At 64.2% G+C, this 15,342-nt stretch carries 15 protein-coding genes, 1 tRNA gene and 1 pseudogene; 6 read left to right on the top strand and 11 right to left on the bottom strand.

Annotated elements, in window-relative coordinates:
- Positions 1 to 137: 137 nt before the first annotated feature.
- From CN673_RS01695 to CN673_RS21235, 3 genes and pseudogenes are all read right to left on the bottom strand, one after another.
- Positions 138 to 344, bottom strand: coding sequence for a hypothetical protein (locus CN673_RS01695; protein ID WP_099864420.1), 207 nt, complete (start codon positions 342 to 344; stop codon positions 138 to 140).
- Between the two features lie 244 nt (positions 345 to 588).
- Positions 589 to 1,074, bottom strand: a complete 486-nt coding sequence (gene bfr, locus CN673_RS01690) for a bacterioferritin (RefSeq protein ID WP_099864418.1) — start codon at positions 1,072 to 1,074, stop codon at positions 589 to 591.
- A pseudogene (locus CN673_RS21235) lies at positions 1,046 to 1,351 on the bottom strand ((2Fe-2S)-binding protein); the annotation flags it as partial. The gene bfr and the pseudogene CN673_RS21235, both read right to left, overlap by 29 nt.
- A 631-nt stretch (positions 1,352 to 1,982) precedes the next feature.
- Here CN673_RS21235 and CN673_RS01680 point away from each other — a divergent pair.
- Complete coding sequence (locus CN673_RS01680; RefSeq protein ID WP_245409735.1) at positions 1,983 to 3,245, top strand: MFS transporter; 1,263 nt, start codon at positions 1,983 to 1,985, stop codon at positions 3,243 to 3,245.
- 11 nt (positions 3,246 to 3,256) lie between these two features.
- Here the strand turns inward: CN673_RS01680 and CN673_RS01675 are convergent, their stop codons facing one another.
- Positions 3,257 to 4,288 carry a Gfo/Idh/MocA family protein gene (locus tag CN673_RS01675; protein WP_099864988.1) on the bottom strand — a complete coding sequence of 344 codons (1,032 nt, stop codon included), beginning with the start codon at positions 4,286 to 4,288 and terminating at the stop codon, positions 3,257 to 3,259.
- A 146-nt stretch (positions 4,289 to 4,434) separates the two neighbouring features.
- Here CN673_RS01675 and CN673_RS01670 point away from each other — a divergent pair.
- Positions 4,435 to 4,511 (top strand) — tRNA-Met (locus CN673_RS01670).
- A gap of 221 nt (positions 4,512 to 4,732) precedes the next feature.
- On the opposite strand, the gene CN673_RS01665 is transcribed toward CN673_RS01670, so the two are convergent.
- Together CN673_RS01665 and CN673_RS01660 are read right to left on the bottom strand one after the other, a co-directional pair.
- A complete protein-coding gene (locus CN673_RS01665; protein WP_099864413.1) occupies positions 4,733 to 5,131 on the bottom strand; it encodes a hypothetical protein in 399 nt (132 codons plus the stop codon).
- 61 nt (positions 5,132 to 5,192) lie between these two features.
- Entirely contained in the window at positions 5,193 to 5,483 is a 291-nt protein-coding gene (locus CN673_RS01660; RefSeq protein ID WP_099864411.1) for an SH3 domain-containing protein, read from the bottom strand.
- A gap of 295 nt (positions 5,484 to 5,778) precedes the next feature.
- Between CN673_RS01660 and CN673_RS01655 the strand changes: the two genes are divergently transcribed.
- The 4 genes from CN673_RS01655 (at position 5,779) to CN673_RS01640 (ending at position 11,341) form a co-directional block, all read left to right on the top strand.
- Positions 5,779 to 6,936 carry a helix-turn-helix transcriptional regulator gene (locus tag CN673_RS01655; protein WP_099864409.1) on the top strand — a complete coding sequence of 386 codons (1,158 nt, stop codon included), beginning with the start codon at positions 5,779 to 5,781 and terminating at the stop codon, positions 6,934 to 6,936.
- A 191-nt stretch (positions 6,937 to 7,127) separates the two neighbouring features.
- Positions 7,128 to 8,939, top strand: a complete 1,812-nt coding sequence (locus CN673_RS01650; protein WP_099864407.1) for a DEAD/DEAH box helicase — start codon at positions 7,128 to 7,130, stop codon at positions 8,937 to 8,939.
- Positions 8,940 to 9,060: 121 nt separating this feature from the next.
- Entirely contained in the window at positions 9,061 to 10,116 is a 1,056-nt protein-coding gene (locus CN673_RS01645) for an alpha/beta fold hydrolase (RefSeq protein WP_099864405.1), read from the top strand.
- A gap of 172 nt (positions 10,117 to 10,288) precedes the next feature.
- Positions 10,289 to 11,341 carry a class I SAM-dependent methyltransferase gene (locus tag CN673_RS01640; RefSeq protein ID WP_099864403.1) on the top strand — a complete coding sequence of 351 codons (1,053 nt, stop codon included), beginning with the start codon at positions 10,289 to 10,291 and terminating at the stop codon, positions 11,339 to 11,341.
- A gap of 62 nt (positions 11,342 to 11,403) precedes the next feature.
- Here the strand turns inward: CN673_RS01640 and CN673_RS01635 are convergent, their stop codons facing one another.
- The 5 genes from CN673_RS01635 to CN673_RS01615 all read right to left on the bottom strand — a co-directional run bounded on the left by CN673_RS01635 (position 11,404) and on the right by CN673_RS01615 (position 15,325).
- A complete protein-coding gene (locus CN673_RS01635; protein WP_198585858.1) occupies positions 11,404 to 12,126 on the bottom strand; it encodes an SH3 domain-containing protein in 723 nt (240 codons plus the stop codon).
- A gap of 34 nt (positions 12,127 to 12,160) precedes the next feature.
- Positions 12,161 to 12,523 (bottom strand): curli-like amyloid fiber formation chaperone CsgH, encoded by a 363-nt coding sequence (gene csgH / locus CN673_RS01630; protein WP_099864397.1) that lies wholly within the window; start codon positions 12,521 to 12,523, stop codon positions 12,161 to 12,163.
- Position 12,524: 1 nt separating this feature from the next.
- A complete protein-coding gene (locus CN673_RS01625) occupies positions 12,525 to 13,268 on the bottom strand; it encodes a hypothetical protein (RefSeq protein ID WP_157928757.1) in 744 nt (247 codons plus the stop codon).
- 37 nt (positions 13,269 to 13,305) lie between these two features.
- Positions 13,306 to 13,809 carry a hypothetical protein gene (locus CN673_RS01620; RefSeq protein WP_099864390.1) on the bottom strand — a complete coding sequence of 168 codons (504 nt, stop codon included), beginning with the start codon at positions 13,807 to 13,809 and terminating at the stop codon, positions 13,306 to 13,308.
- 94 nt (positions 13,810 to 13,903) lie between these two features.
- On the bottom strand, positions 13,904 to 15,325 hold the full coding sequence (locus tag CN673_RS01615; protein WP_198585857.1) for a hypothetical protein: 1,422 nt from the start codon (positions 15,323 to 15,325) through the stop codon (positions 13,904 to 13,906).
- Between the last annotated feature and the right edge of the window lie 17 nt (positions 15,326 to 15,342).

The following is a 15,342-nucleotide window of genomic DNA, read 5'->3' as shown; positions in this document are numbered from 1 at the left end:
AGTTGCCTTGAGGTTCGGGGCGGGCATCAAGGCAATTAATAGCGCCGGACAGGGTGTTTCGGGGGGTGGGGAAAGAACCCGTCGTTGTGAACGCTACAGGCCTTAAACGGGCGACCGCGCAATCGGTTCCAGGTCGACTAGATTTTTTTTGAAGAAATTTCCGCGATCTGCTGATCGATGGCCTCGATCGTCTTCTGCGTCTCGACCGCATCGGGATTGTCGGCGACGATTATGACGAGGGCGTCCCGCCACTCGTTCAAAAGGGCAACGCGATCCTGGGGGGCCAACCGCTGCGAGGCTGCCGATCCGCTGCCGTACACCTGCGGTTCGTAGTTCGTTTCCATGGCCCCTCCTCCAACCTTCTCTCGTTCCGGTTGTATAGAATGCGGAATGCATTTCGCCAAGCGGAATTGGAGGCGAATAGCCGTCACGCACCCCTAACGGAAAGTAGCGTTAAGGCATTGCCAACGCATACAGCGACCTTGATGGATTTGGATGTACGACGCGGGGCGCGCCTGGAAGGCGGCGCTGCCGCCGCCTTCCTTCCCGTGCGGATTTGGAACGGCGGCGAGGCCGCCAGATCGTGGATTACTCGACTTCGTTGGCCGGCAGGGCGTTGAGAAGCCCATAGCGCTCCTCACCGATTTTCCCGAGCAGTTCGAGTTGCGTTTCAAGGAAGTCGATGTGGCCTTCCTCGTCCTTCAAGAGATCCTCGAAAAGATCCATGGTGACGTAGTCGCCACAGTCGCGGCAGATGTCGCGCGACTCCTTGTAGGACGTGCGGGCGTCGTATTCACCGGCGAGATCCGATTCCAGGACTTCCTTGACGTCCTGGCCGATGCGCAGCGGTGCTACCGTCTGCAGGTTGGGATGGCCCTCGAGGAAGATGATGCGCTCGATGATGCGATCGGCATGATGCATCTCTTCGATCGACTCCTCGCGCTCTTTCTTGGCGAGGCGGCCGTAACCCCAGTCATCGAGAAGCCTGTAGTGGAGCCAGTACTGGTTCACCGCTCCCAGTTCCAGGAACAGCGCCTTGTTCAGTCGCTCTATGACCCGTTCGTCGCCCTTCATGATGCCTCGTCCTTCCATACTGATCGAGCAGCGCATTCAGCCGCTCCAGGAATGGAATGACGTCTGCGCTGGGTGTGTTGCGGGTGTGATAGGCTTCGCTCACCCGTTTGATGGTCTCCACCACATTGGGGAAACATCCGCAACATTTACCGCGTTTGGAAAGCGCATGGTAGACTTTCGCCGGCACGATGAGCTGCCAACGGTCCTCATCGAGGAGCGCGACGATGGTCTCCTCGATATCTTTCTGGCTGATGTAATTGCAGTGGCACACGATCATCGCACACCTCCAGCGGCGTCGACGCCGCGCTCCAGGCGGTGGGTGCAGGATGATTGCCGGACATCGGAAAACGCCAAGACGAACTCCACAACAATGAGCCGATCTCATTCGGCCGATTGCCCATTTATATGATACGGGAATTCAACTTTGTCAAAATGTCCCTCGCTTAGCGCATTGAAATCAATAGTTTAGAATTATTCTAGACTGCGGTTGCCATCTTTTCGAAATGCATTTTGTCTCGAATTTTCAGGATGTTCTCCCTGCCCCGGATCAGCGCGCACGAGCCGCGCCCCCGTTGTTCGCCGCGCATTCACATGCATGCGGATGACGCTCGTGTTGCATTTTCGAGCGACGCGCCGCACGTGCCGCGCTCTCGTGTCATGCAACCACGACGATGTGGCCCGGCACCGGATTTTCGCTGCGCTATCAGCAATCTGGGCTCAGAAAAATTTCTGTGGATGAACGCCTCCACGCTTTTTCTTCAACGTCGTGAATGGATGCGTGAAGACAATTCATGGCTTGCGGCGTCCATCTGTCGCATTCGCGGCTCGCCTCGCCCGCTGCCGCCGCTATAGTCCGCGTCAGTGCCCAGGCTTGGGCCTGCAACAGACTGTTCGGGGAATTCCATCACGTGAACGCATCCACCTCCCCCAATGTCGCGGCATCGGCCACGGCGACGTTCGAGCTCGACGGCCGCTATTCCTGGACCCGTCTTGCCGTCTCGGTGGTGCTGGCCACGGTCGGCAGCGCAGGCATGTGGTCCGTTGTCCTCGTCATGCCGGCCGTCGAGCAGGAATTCGCGATCGCCCGAGCCGATGCCGCGCTGCCTTATACCGCGACGATGATCGGCTTTGCCCTCGGCAACCTCCTGCTCGGCCGCGTGGTCGACCGGTTCGGCATCACCCCCTGCCTCATCCTCGCCGCCGTGATGCTCGGCGCCGGCTTTGCCGGGGCAGCGATGACCCATGACATCGTCGCGTTCTCGCTGCTGCAGGGTGCGCTGATCGGCATTGGCACCTCCGCCTCCTTCGGCCCGCTGATCGCCGACGTGTCGCACTGGTTCCGCCGCCGCCGTGGCATTGCCGTCGCCGCGGCGGCCAGCGGAAACTATCTGGCGGGCGCCATATGGCCCATGGTGCTGAAGGACATCGTCGCAGAGGATGGCTGGCGCGCCGCCTATTTCGTCGTGGCCGCGACCTGCATCGTGGTGATGATTCCCCTTGCCCTGATGCTGAGGCGGCGCATCCCGCCCGATGCCGAGACCGATCCCAACACGGTCGGCCGCGATCCACGGACGGCCGGCAGCGTTTCGCTCTCGCCGCGGGCACTGCAATGGCTGCTGGCGATTGCCGGTATCGGCTGCTGCGTGGCGATGTCGATGCCGCAGGTGCATATCGTCGCCCTGTGCGCCGATCTCGGCTATGGGGTGACAGCCGGCGCCGAGATGCTCTCCATCATGGTGGCTGGCGGCGTCGTCAGCCGGCTGGCCTCCGGCTTCTTGGCCGACCACATCGGCGGCGTACGCACGCTGATCCTCGGCTCGATTCTCCAGATGCTCGCGCTGATGCTCTATCTGCCGTTCGACGGGCTGACATCGCTTTACGTAGTATCGCTCGTCTTCGGCCTGTCGCAGGGCGGCATCGTCCCGAGCTACGCCATCATCGTGCGCGAGTACCTGCCGGCCCGCGAAGCCGGACGGCGGGTGGGCACAGTCATCATGGCCACCGTCATCGGCATGGCGCTCGGCGGCTGGCTTTCAGGCCTCATCTACGACTGGACGGGGTCCTACCAGGCCGCCTTTATCAACGGCATCGCCTTCAATGCGCTGAACATCGCGGTCATCGCCCTCGTCCTGTGGCGCACGAAGGAGGCCCCACCGCTGGGCGCAGCCTGAACGGCGCGCCCTCAGCGCCCCGGCCAGGGCGCGCCGGGCTGGGGACCCTTGTGGCGCACCGTGCCGGCCGCCAGGATCCGCATCACCGCAAGCCCGTCGGAGACCGGGGTCAATGGCTTGCCGCCAGTCCGGATGCAGTCGATGAAATGGGCGCATTCGCGCGTCAGCGGCATGCCCTTGTCGATCGGCACATAATCCGGCTCGGCGTTGTCGAACGACCATTGGCCGTCCTCCTGCCAGACCTTGTGCCGGTAGAGAACCAGCTTTTGCGGCCAGTCCGCCACGTCGTCGAACACCGCCATCGCCGCATCGCCGACGATCGTCAGCCGGCGTTCGCGGTAGGGATTGAGCCGCGAGGTGAAGACGTGGCTCCTCAATCCGGATGGAAAGGTCAGATGCAGATGGGCGAAATCGCTGAGATGGTCGACAACGGCCGTACCCTCGCCCGAGATGCGCTCCGGCTCTTCGCCGGTGATGGCGAGGATGAGCGACAGGTCGTGCGGCGCGATATCCCAGAGCGCGTCGTTCTCGGGATGGAACTTGCCGAGGCCGACACGATGCGAATGGATGTAGCGCACGCGCCCCAGCACCCCGTCTTCGATCAGGCGCATCAGCCCTTCGAAGGCCGGATGGAAACGAAGCACATGCCCGGTCATCGCAACCACGCCGGCCGCCTCGGCAGCCCGCACGATCGCCTCACCGTCCTCGACCTCGAGCGCGATCGGCTTTTCCACCAGAACGTGCTTTTCCGCGGCAATTGCCCGAAGCGCATTGTCCGCGTGCGATTGCGGCGGCAGCGCAAGCACCACGCCATCGATCGACGGATCGTCGAAGACCGCTTCGGGATCGAGCGCCCGTGCGCCCGTCTCCCTACCGAGCGCCTCGGCCCGCTCGCGGTTCCGGTCGGCCACGCCGGCAAGCGCGCCGAGCGATGCCAGCGTGCGCGCATGGTTGCTGCCCCAATAGCCGCAGCCGATGACGGCGATGGCAGGCGTGGACCCGGCCGCGGCCGCTTGCTTGGTATCTGAAATCGTCGAAGCCATGATGGCCGAGGCAATAGTCGCCGTCCGGCAAAAGCGCAAGTCGATCAGGCCCCGATTTCCCACCAGCCCCGCTTGACACCCAATTCCACCCCACCTTATAAGCCGCCCACCCGGAGCCGTTGGCAAACACCCAGGCGCCGGGCCCTGGCGGAGTAGCTCAGTCGGTTAGAGCAGAGGAATCATAATCCTTGTGTCGGGGGTTCGAATCCCTCCTCCGCTACCAAAAACCTTCAATGATTTCAGCTATATAGCTCTCGTATCGAAATGGCATGCTCGCATCCCAATGTCGCTGGGCTTCAGGCGCTGATACCGACATTACCGCGATGCCCGTCAAAGAGCCCTGCGAATGCCGACGGCGGACCCCATGATGATCATCATACCCCGGATCGCCGCATTATTGCGTCGTGAAGCGCCCAAGCAGCTTGTCCAGCCCATGCCTTGCACTCAGCGGATCCTGTCGCTGATATCGTTGTTGCGCCAGGGCTCGGGCAGGCTGGATTGCGGACAAAACTGAGCGCTGTGAGATTCGCCGTTGGCGTATGTCCGCGAAAAGCGGCCCTCGCCCTCGATTGTCCATTCCACCACCATTTCCCGCACAGTCTCGCAGACCTCGTTGACGACGAAATGGCGGCTGTCTTTCGGGACGATTTGAGCGAAGGTGCAGATCTCCCTTCCGCCCGCGACGAGTTGATCGCGCTGCAGAAGAAAGAGCGTTGCATTGGAGGCGTTGGAACAGGTGGTGCTGGTGTCGACATAGAAGCCGCGCATCAAGGGAAGTTCTGTGGCCGACGCGCCGCTGGACAGCGCAAGAAGCACTGACATCAGGCCTGAAAAGCGACCCATTTATTCGCTCCTTCGCTCAGCGTTTTGCTGTCCCGCCAATCGGGGGCCCGGTCGTGACGGCTCAGTGATCCTCGACGAGACAGGTATAGGATGCGTGGACGTAGCCGCTCGGGCGGCCCTCGGCCTCGACATCGACCTGCATCCAGTTCCCGACCCGCCCCCATTCTTCTATCCGTGTCCCGGCTGGCAGTTTGAGCAGCATGCGCGACCGCACGTCAGGCTGATCGCGCAAGGCCAGGAAGTTGTCTCCGTTGGGGTCGAGCCTGCAGACCGCATAGATGTCGACCGACACGCCCCAGGCGCTCGATACAGCCATGAAGACCCCGAAAACGGTGAAGAAGATGGCCCTCATGTCGATCCTCGCCTGTCTGGCCGTGCAAAGTCCGAAATGACAATCGGGCAGATCATGTCGGCTGTTCGCCGCACGGTCAGGTCTTCGTCCGGCATTGACCGACCCGCTCGCAGCCAAGGCCCGCCCGGAACTAGATCATCCCGCCGCACACCGAGTCTCCCCTCAATTGGGAGCCCGACACGCCTCGTTCGACTGATGAATACTGGACGGATGACGAGGCAGGGCCAATAGCGGCTCCACCGGCGATCGTGTTATACTGACATCGCCAGCTCTAGGCTCCACGGATGCCCATGCTATGCCGTCGCCGCGCAGACATGTCGATGATACGTTTGATCTGATCGAGCAGATATACGGCGCGGCATACGATTGCGTCGTATCGGATGACCTGCTGGACTCCCTCAAGACATATTTTCGCGCTGCCGCGACGATCCTGTTCACGCAGGCGCCTGGAACGACACAGTTCAACGCTCTGGCCCATTCCGGCTTCGAGGATCGCTTCTTTCAATCATACCCGGAGATCGCGGCGTGCAATCCCTGGTTTCGTGTTCCGGGTTACATGCGGCCCGGGCGCATCCTGACCGAGCGATCGCTCGACGCGGCCTATGGACGACAAAATGCCTACCAGGAGAGCGCATTTTATGCCGAATGGGCTCGGCCGCAGGGATTTGAGCATTCCATCGGCAGCGCGCTTATGGCTGAGGGCGAGCATCTGGTCAGCTTCACCTTCATGAGATTGTTGGACGAGGGCCCTTTCTCCGCCGCGGACGAAGGCGACTATGCCCTGATGTCCCGCCACCTTGCCAAAGCCATCAGAATCTCTCAGCGCATCGCAAGGTTCGGCGTCGCTGCGCGAACGGCCCGGTCCGTCATTGAACGGCTGCCGCTGGCTGTGATGTATCTGGATCGTAGCGGTCGCATGTGCGACTGCAACGGCAGGGCAGAGGCGCTTCTGGCCGCCCGCGACGTCTTCACCGTGAGGCAGGGTGTGCTCCACGCAACGAGAGCGTCGGAGGATGCCCGATTGCAGCGCCTCAGTCGAAGCGCTGTCGGCTGCCGCGGCAAGGTGAGTTCCGCGTTCTTCGAGGTGCTGTCCATCTCGCGCGACGACGCGGCCACCCTGTCCCTGACGGCAATCCCCGTCGATGCCGGGATGGCTTCCTGCGGCGACGCGATCGTTGCCGCGCTCCTGATCAGCAGCCCCGACCAGCGGCACCCGCCGTCGGCCGATTATCTCGCGGCACGGTTCCAACTGAGCGCGCCAGAAGTTCGGTTGGTCACCTCGCTGATCGAAAAGGATGGCCTGAAGCAGGCTGCCGCAGCCGCCGGCATGAGCTATGAAACCGCGCGCTGGCACCTCAAGGCGATCTTCCAGAAAACGCAAACGCATCGTCAATCCGATCTGATGCGGCTGCTGACAAACGATCTGGCGGCGGCGATCGCCTCTGCTGGCTGATCCGGCAGCGTGCGCCATCGGCTGCATGCGTGGCGGCAGGTCGCGCGCGACGGGAACGGCGGCCGATCCTTCGGCGCGCGCGAGGTCGCAATCCCGGCAATAATAGTCAGATTGGCTGTTGCGCCGGTCGTCGCAGACCGGCTATCGAGGCAGCGGCTGTAATATGCGGCTGCATCACAAGGGCCGCGAGCATGACTCCAATCGACGACAAGGCGCATCTCCCCAACTCGGTTCATCCCGCGCTCGCTCGAGCGCTGGAGGAAAGGGGCTATCGCCAGCTGACGCCGGTTCAGATGGAGATGGCTGAGCGGGCCGAGGTCGACGCCGATCTGCTCGTTTCGGCACAGACCGGTTCGGGCAAGACCGTCGCGTTCGGCATCGCGCTCGCCGCGACCCTGCTTGGCGGCGCCGATCGGTTCGACGCACCAGCCCGCCCCCTCGGGCTGATCATCGCGCCAACGCGCGAATTGGCGATCCAGGTTCAGCGCGAGCTCGGCTGGCTTTTCGCCTCGACCGGAATGCAAACGGCGACCTGCGTCGGCGGGATGGACATGCGCAATGAGCGCCGCGCACTGGAGCGCGGGGTCCATCTTGTCGTTGGAACACCCGGACGTCTGCGCGATCACATCTCACGGGGCGCGCTCGATCTTGGTGCGCTGCGCGCGGTGGTGCTCGATGAAGCCGACGAGATGCTGGCCCTCGGCTTCCGCGACGATCTCGAATTCATTCTCGGCGCCGCGCCCGACGAGCGGCGCACCCTCATGTTCTCGGCAACCGTGCCGCGCGGTATCGCGGAGCTGGCCAAGACCTTCCAGAAAGACGCGCTGCGGGTCGCGGCCACCGCGTCGAGCGACCAGCACGCCGACATCGAATATCAGATGATGCTGGTGCGGCGCGACGAACGCGAACACGCCGTCATCAACGCGCTGCTGAACTCCGACAGCACCAGCGCGCTGGTTTTCTGCCACACGCGTGAAGCGGTGCGCCACCTGACGGCGCGACTGGGCAACCGGGGCTTCTCGGTCGTCTCGCTGTCGGGCGAGATGGCGCAATCGGAGCGGTCGAACGCGTTGCAGGCAATGCGGGACGGCAGGGCGCATGTCTGTGTGGCAACGGATGTCGCGGCGCGCGGGATCGATCTGCCCAACCTCGATCTGGTGATCCACGCGGATGTGCCGAGCAACCCGGCAACGCTATTGCATCGATCCGGCCGGACCGGACGGGCGGGCCGCAAGGGCGTTTGCGTGCTGATCGTGCCGGAGCACCGGCGCGGCGCGGCGCAACGCGTGCTTGCATCGGCCAGACTGACGGCTCTCGTGCGCGGAGCGCCCGGCATTGCCGAGATCGAGACCCGCTACCGCCGGGAAATTCTGGACCTCGCGCTGACCGCCGAAGCGCCGGATGACACGGAAGCGGCCTTTATCGCCGACATTTTGGAAAAGGTTCCCCCGGAGCGTATCGCTGCCGCGTTCCTGCGCCAGAATCTCGCGGCACGTCCGGTACCGGAGGATATCACGGCCCTGCCGCCCGCTGCCATGCAATCGAAGAAGCCGGCGCGGAGCAAATGGCAGGATGACGACGGCGGCGCGCCACCTGCGCGCGCGCCGCGCGGACCCGATATGGAAGGCGGCGTCTGGTTCACACTGTCGATCGGACGGCGCCAGCGCGCCGACCCCAAATGGTTGCTGCCGATCATCTGCAAGGCCGGCGGCGTCTCCAAGCGTGATGTCGGCGCGATCAGGATCGACGAGACCGAGACACGCTTCGAGATCGCGGCCGACAAGGCGGACGACTTCGCCGCAGCGGTCAAGCGGCCCGGCAGCACCGAGCGAGGCATCGTCATCGCTTCGGCCGCACAGGCGCAAAAATCAGCGCGACCTGAAGGGCCGCGTGGCGGGAAAGGCGGCAAGCCGGGAAAGAAGCCTCCGCATCGCGGCAAGTCTGCACAGGCCGATCGCGCGCCGTCCCGCAAGCACCAAGGCAAACCGAAGCCAAGAAGCTGAGCCGAGCCAAAAGGCCATCAGCACAAACCGGGCGATTGCGGCGACTGCCGGCAGCCATTGGCCCAAAGCTGCCTTTTCTTCGGGCTGTCGCGTTCAAGGCAGCTGCGGTAATCTGGGCACCATGAAGCTCAGTCAGACCATCCGGTTCTGCACCTCTGCTGATGGCACCCGAATAGCCGTCGCCTCCTGCGGCACGGGGCCGGTCATCCTACGCGCCGCTCACTGGCTCAGCCATGTCGACTACGACCTTGAAAGCCCGGTCTGGCGGCCCTGGCTGGAAGCGCTCTCGGCGCGCAACCGGTTCGTCCGTTACGATCCGCGCGGTTGTGGCTTGTCTGAACGCCACGTAGCGGATCTGTCGGTCGGTGCATGGCATGCGGACCTTGAGGCCGTGGCCGCTACGGTCGAGGAGCCGCGCTTTGTCCTTCTGGGTCTTTCGCAGGGAGGCGCGCTCGCCATCGTCCATGCTCTCAGGCATCCCGATCGCGTGTCGCACCTCATTCTCCTCAACGCCTATGCCCAGGGTGGCAGAACCCGCGCCAGGACGGCGGAACAGCGCCTGGAAGCAGACACGCTGGTCAATTTCGTTCGCATCGGCTGGGGCCGCGACAACCCTGCGTTCTGCCGTTTCTTCACCAATCTGTTCATTCCTGACGGGACGCCGGAGCAGCATCGCTGGTGGGGCAACCTCGAGCGGGAAACCGCGACCGCCGAGGTCGCGGCCGAATTGCTGTGGCAGATGCAGGGGCTCGATGTTCTCGATATGGCCTCCGCCCTGCGTGTGCCGACCTTGATCGCGCACTGCCGGGGCGACATGCGCGTACCCTTCGATGAAGGCTGCAGGCTTGCCGCAACGATTCCCGGGGCCCGGTTCGTGCCGCTCGACAGCAAGAACCACGTGCTTTTGCCGAGCGAGCCGGCCTGGACGGTCTTTCAGGCCGCGCTTGATGACTTTCTGGGGCAGGATGGGCCGATGCGGCAGCGCGTTGTCGGAGCGGGCCTGACGCCGGCCGAAACGGCGGTGCTCGATCTCATTGCCGAGGGGCTGGACAACCGGACCATCGCCGAACGGCTCGGCAAGCACGAGAAGACGGTTCGCAATCAGCTTTCGGCGATCTTTGACAAGCTTGGCGTTCACAGCCGTGCCGAGGCGATCGTCAAGACGCTGTCGCGCTGATCCCCTGGCGTGTCCTTCGCAAGACACCGGTTCTGAGGGACATGTGTCCCGGCTTTCTTCGCAATTTCGTCACGCGGGCGGGACGCCCGCCTCATGCTTGGCGCTGCCGCCTCGCGCACCATGCCGTGAGAGAACCGGCCGACCTTCGGCCCGTCAACGGGAGGTGCTTGCAATGACCGAGTTGAACGAGGCAAGGCTCAACGAACTTGTTGGCAAGGTGCTGGGAGACCTCGGCGGCGCCGTCAGTGTGCCCCTGGTGCGCATCGGAGACGGGCTTGGCCTATACCAGGCGCTCAAGGAGCATGGTCCACTGAGCGCCGAGGCGCTGGCCGACCGCACGGACTGCGCGGTCAGATATGTGCGCGAATGGCTGGCCGCCCAGACAGCCTCCGGCTATGTGCACCATGAAGACGGCCAGTTTTCGCTGACCGCCGAACAGGCCTACGTCTTCGCCGAACCGGACAGTCCCGTCCATCTGATCGGTGCGTTCGATACGGCAGCGGCGATGGCCGAGAACCAGAAGAAGGTACAGGTCGCGTTCAAGTCGGGAAAAGGGGTCGCCTGGGGCGAACAGGCGGGATGCATGTTCTGCGCCGTCGCACGCATGTTCCGTCCGGGATACGTCAACGCCCTGGTCCAGGCATGGCTTCCGGCGCTCAACGGGGTCGTCGCGAAGCTGAACGCCGGAGCCACGGTCGCCGACGTCGGCTGCGGGCATGGCGTCTCGACATTGCTGATGGCGCAGGCGTTTCCCAAGTCCCGCTTCACCGGTTACGATTTTCATCCCGCCTCGATCGCGGCCGCAACCGCTCATGCGATGGCGCATGGGTTGACCAATGTCAGGTTCGAGGTTGCCCGCGCACAGGATTTCGACGGGTCCGGCGCCTTCGATCTCGTGACCTGTTTCGACTGTCTTCACGACATGGGCGATCCAGAGGGCGCAGCGCGCCACATCCGAAAAGCACTGAAGGAGGACGGCACCTTCATGGTTGTCGAGCCGATGGCCGGCGACACACTGGAGGACAACATCAACCCTGTCGGCAGGCTCTATTATTCGGCCTCCACGATGATCTGCGTGCCGACTTCGCTTGACCAGGAGACGGGCCTCGCGCTCGGCGCGCAGGCCGGCGAGCGGCGTCTTTCCGAGGTCATCCGCTCTGGCGGCTTCACCCATATCCGCCGTGCAGCCGAAACCCCGCTCAACATGGTGCTGGAGGCGACTTAGCCCCGCAAGGCACGGATTTTGCAACGCTTCTCGATAGGCGCCTGCATCCGTTGCTCGCCGTCTCAGCAGCCGCTGCGGTATGTCAGAACAGGCCAGCGGCCGGCGCGCACGGTCTGCTGGCGGATCCACCCGTTGGCATCCGCAATGCGCACCTGGCACCAGCGCCCGTCGGACGCCTCGAGGCACTGGCCGACCGAAACGCATGTGTTTCGGGGAATGACATCGACCACGGCCGCATCGGGCCGGGCCTCGCGGCGCGCGTTCAGGTTGACCATCACGGCCACGGCCGCCATCTCGCCCTCATCCACGGCCCGCGGCGCGGCAAGGTCGCCCGTCGCCGCGCAGCTGGCCGTATAGCCGAGATAGAGGCAGGCGCCGGCGCGCAGCGCATCGGGCGAAAACGCCTGCTTGGCGACGTCGGCACGCTCGAAGATGACGGCATCGCCGGTGGCGGTATCGCCTGTCATGCGTGTCTGGTTGCCGCCCAGGCGCAACAGGATTTCTCCATTGTCATCCAGGACGGCCAGCTGGTTCTCGACGATGCCCCACGTTTCGGCCTGCGAAATCGGAGCCGCGCAGGCTTCGACCGACAACGCGTAGTGGGCGTCCGACGGTTCCTCGTTCAGCGTCAGCCGGCAGGTGCCCTCCTCGCCGAGCGAGGGTTCGAAAGTCTGCCATGCGCCTGCGAAGGCGGCGATGAATTCCGCTTCCGTCTGCGCCTTGGCTGGAACCACGAAAAGTGACGCGACGATCAGCTGAACCGCCAGTGCGCGTATCGACCCCATTGAATGCCCCTTCCCCTGCCGCGTTCCGAACGGCTCAATACGTTGTCTGCGTGGTCGCCCGCGAGACGACCGCGCCATCCTCCATCACCTCGACGGTCACCGCGAGACTGTCGCCGGCCTGCAGCGAAAGGCCGACCCGCGCGACATCGGCGCTCTCCCCGGCGGCAAGATCGAGATGCGCGCCCTGCCGCGTCGAGGTCCGGCCGGACGTGCCGGATTTCTCGATCACCATCCGCGCCTCGTATCGCCCGCCCTCGAGCGCCGTCGCCCGCCCGACGATCGTCACGCCGCCATCGCCCGGCTCGATCGAGACGGCGGCGAGCGCCGGACCCTCATCGGCGTGAGCTAGCTGCCCTGCCGCCATCAACCCGGCCAGGACCATGATGAGCCGGCGCATCTCAATTGCCGCCGATGACGGACTGGATGATCGTCACGCCCCCGGCGCTGTTCGTATCGACCGTGACGCCCGTTCCCGGATTGATCGCACTCAGGTTTGAGCCATTCTGGATGTATGTCACGTTCTGGCCGTTCAACACCGTGAACTGCGCAGTATTGTTGCTGCCGAGCTGGCTGAGGAACCCGCTTCCGTCCTCGACATTCAGACTTCCCTCATTGTCGTCGCCATCTTGAAGGATCGTCCCGCTCGACCCTGGGCCGACCATCAGCGAGGCAATGTTGCCCGTCCCTTGCTGCCCCAAAGCCCCGAGTCCGCCCGCACCGACGTTCAGCGCCCCGACATTGCCGTTCCCATCCTGAAGCAGCCGCGCAGTGCCGCCATTTCCCGTCATGGTGATCGACGCCGAATTACCGACGCCATCCTGCAAGGCCCGATCGGCGTTCTCATAGGCGACCGTGCGCGCCGTCGCCGTCTCGCTGAACTCGACGGTTTCCGTCACCTCATCGCCCGCCTCATCACGCACAACGACCGTATCCGTCCACCGCTCCGTCGCCGTCACGCTGCCGCCCGACGTCATCTCCAGCCCGCGCACCGTACTGCCGCTCGCCTCGCTCTGGTCGATGAACAGCGTGTTGGCGCTGCCTTGCTGCTCGATATAGACTTGATTGTCCTGTGCCGGCACGGGTGCGGCCGAGAAAACGATCACGGCGGCACTGGAGAGGATGGTTGCCTGAAATCTTTTCATGCGCATGACCTCCAATGCGGCCGATCTAAACTCGGCCCTACCAGGATATCTGGCTGATACTCACTATATTGCCTCTTCCGACTTGAGAAAAGGCCGCGATGTTGTTTTGTCCGGCCTGGCTGACGACAGCCTGGTTGGCATGGCCGGAGATCTGCGCCATCAGCGCGTTGGCCGCGCCCGACTGGCGCACGGCGAAGAGATTGTCGTTCCCAAGGACCGCAAGCTCCAGGCTGTTCGCCGCGCCGTTCTGCTGCAGGACGCCCGGCCGCATTTCCATCTGCGCCGCAGCGCCGGCAAACTCGCCAGCCCCGCCATTGCCGTTGCCCGACACCAGGAGATCGAGCCTGTTGCCCGCCGCCCCTGCCGCGCCGGCGTTCGCCTGTTCGATCGTCAGCACATTGCCCCGCCCCGCGATGTCGAGCGTCACCGTATTGGCCGCTTGGGTCCGATCCTGCGGCCAATGGTCTGCGGCCAGCGCCGGCAGGCTTGCCAGAACAAGACCACCGGCAACGGCCGATCCGAGTGAAATGAACTGTCGCATTGCAAGATCTCCCGAATGGTGCGGGAGAAGTCTTGCAGTCTTCCGTTAATTTATAGTCTTCGCCCATCATCGCGGGTCCTGACCTTCACATCATTTACTGCCGTATCGATGCACTGTTGCGCCGGCCGCTCTGTCTCAGCCAGGCGCCATTGCGCTCGCCGTCCTGCACGATCAGCGCCTGGTTTGCTTGCCCCGCCATTTCCAGATCGAGGCTGTTGCCGGCGCCGGACTGGCTGAAGGCGAAGCGGTGCGCGTCACCCAGCGCCCGCACCGTGGAAGAATTGCCGGCCCCCTCCTGGCGGATATCCCCCGGCGCCAGCGCGCGTTCCGTTGCGGCCGGCATCAGTGCCCCGCCGAACCCCGCGCCCGGCGCGTTGATGAAATCGCCGCTCGCCAGCACCGAGACCATGTTGCCGCCCCCACGCTGGATGATGTCGAACGACCCGAAGCTGCCGGCATGCTCCACGCTGGCGCGGTTCTCCGCGCCCTCCTGCGTCAGTGACAGGGTGTTGCCGTCGCCGAACTGCAGCGCCGCCATCTCGTTGCCCGTGCCGATCGCGCTCGCGGCGACGTCGTTGCCGGTGCCGTCCTGGTGGAACCCGTAGAGGTTGCCGGTCCCGCCATCGGCCAGATAGGAAAGCGTGTTGGCGCTGCCGAGCTGCACGATCGCTGCCTGCCCCGGCCGCCGCGGCCCGGTGAAATCGCGCGCGAAATCCGACAGCCCGCCGCCAACCGCGCCCGAACGCCCGCTCCCGGAACCAGGTCCAGTGTCGTCATCGCGCCCGTTGCCGTCGCTGAGAAATGTAAGCCGCGCCCGGTTGCCCGGCCCGCCCGTCACGTCGTTGTTCTGCTCGATGAGGTCGACGAAATTGCCCGCCCCGCGCATCGCGACCTCGGCCCGGTTGTCCGTCCCGCGCTGGCTCAGCGTCATCAGCGTGTTGCCGCCCAATGCCTGGTGCAGCATGAAATGATTGCCCGCGCCCCACTGCCAGAGCTGTTCGGCGCCATTGCCGCCGAAGATGCCGCCGGGATCGCCGCCCGCCTGGCTGATCTGCATGACATTCGCCGCGCCGCCCGTGCCAGGGGCCACCTGCACCGCCTGGCCGATCCGCTGGCCCGCCTCGCCGGCAAGGCTCGCCTGGTGGATCTCCAGAAGGTTGCCGACGCCCGCGCGCCCGCTAAAAGCCCGCTGCGCCACCGCCTCCACCCTATGGCCGGAAGACGGCTCCAGATTGCGCTGCTCGATCAGAAGAACGTTCCTTTCGCCGCGCTGGTTCGGCCCGTTGGCGCGATAAGGCCCGACCCGAAGCGCCGACCCGACATCGTTGCCATAGCCATACTGGTCGATGGTGATGCTATTGAGGTCGCCGAACTGGTTCAGCCGGGAGACCGGATCATCCTCCCCGACAAGATTGCCCGCGCCTTCCTGCGTGATGGTCACAGTGTTCGTGTCGCCCACCTGTCCGAGAAACGCGCGGTTGAATTGATCAAGCGTTTGAGCAATTGCAGTGCTCATGGAGAACAGAACGGCGA

This window comes from Neopararhizobium haloflavum (genome assembly GCF_002750855.1).
GTDB lineage: Bacteria > Pseudomonadota > Alphaproteobacteria > Rhizobiales > Rhizobiaceae > Georhizobium > Georhizobium haloflavum.
Note: the sequence above shows the minus strand (reverse complement) of the source record. Positions and strands in the feature narration are given on the sequence as shown.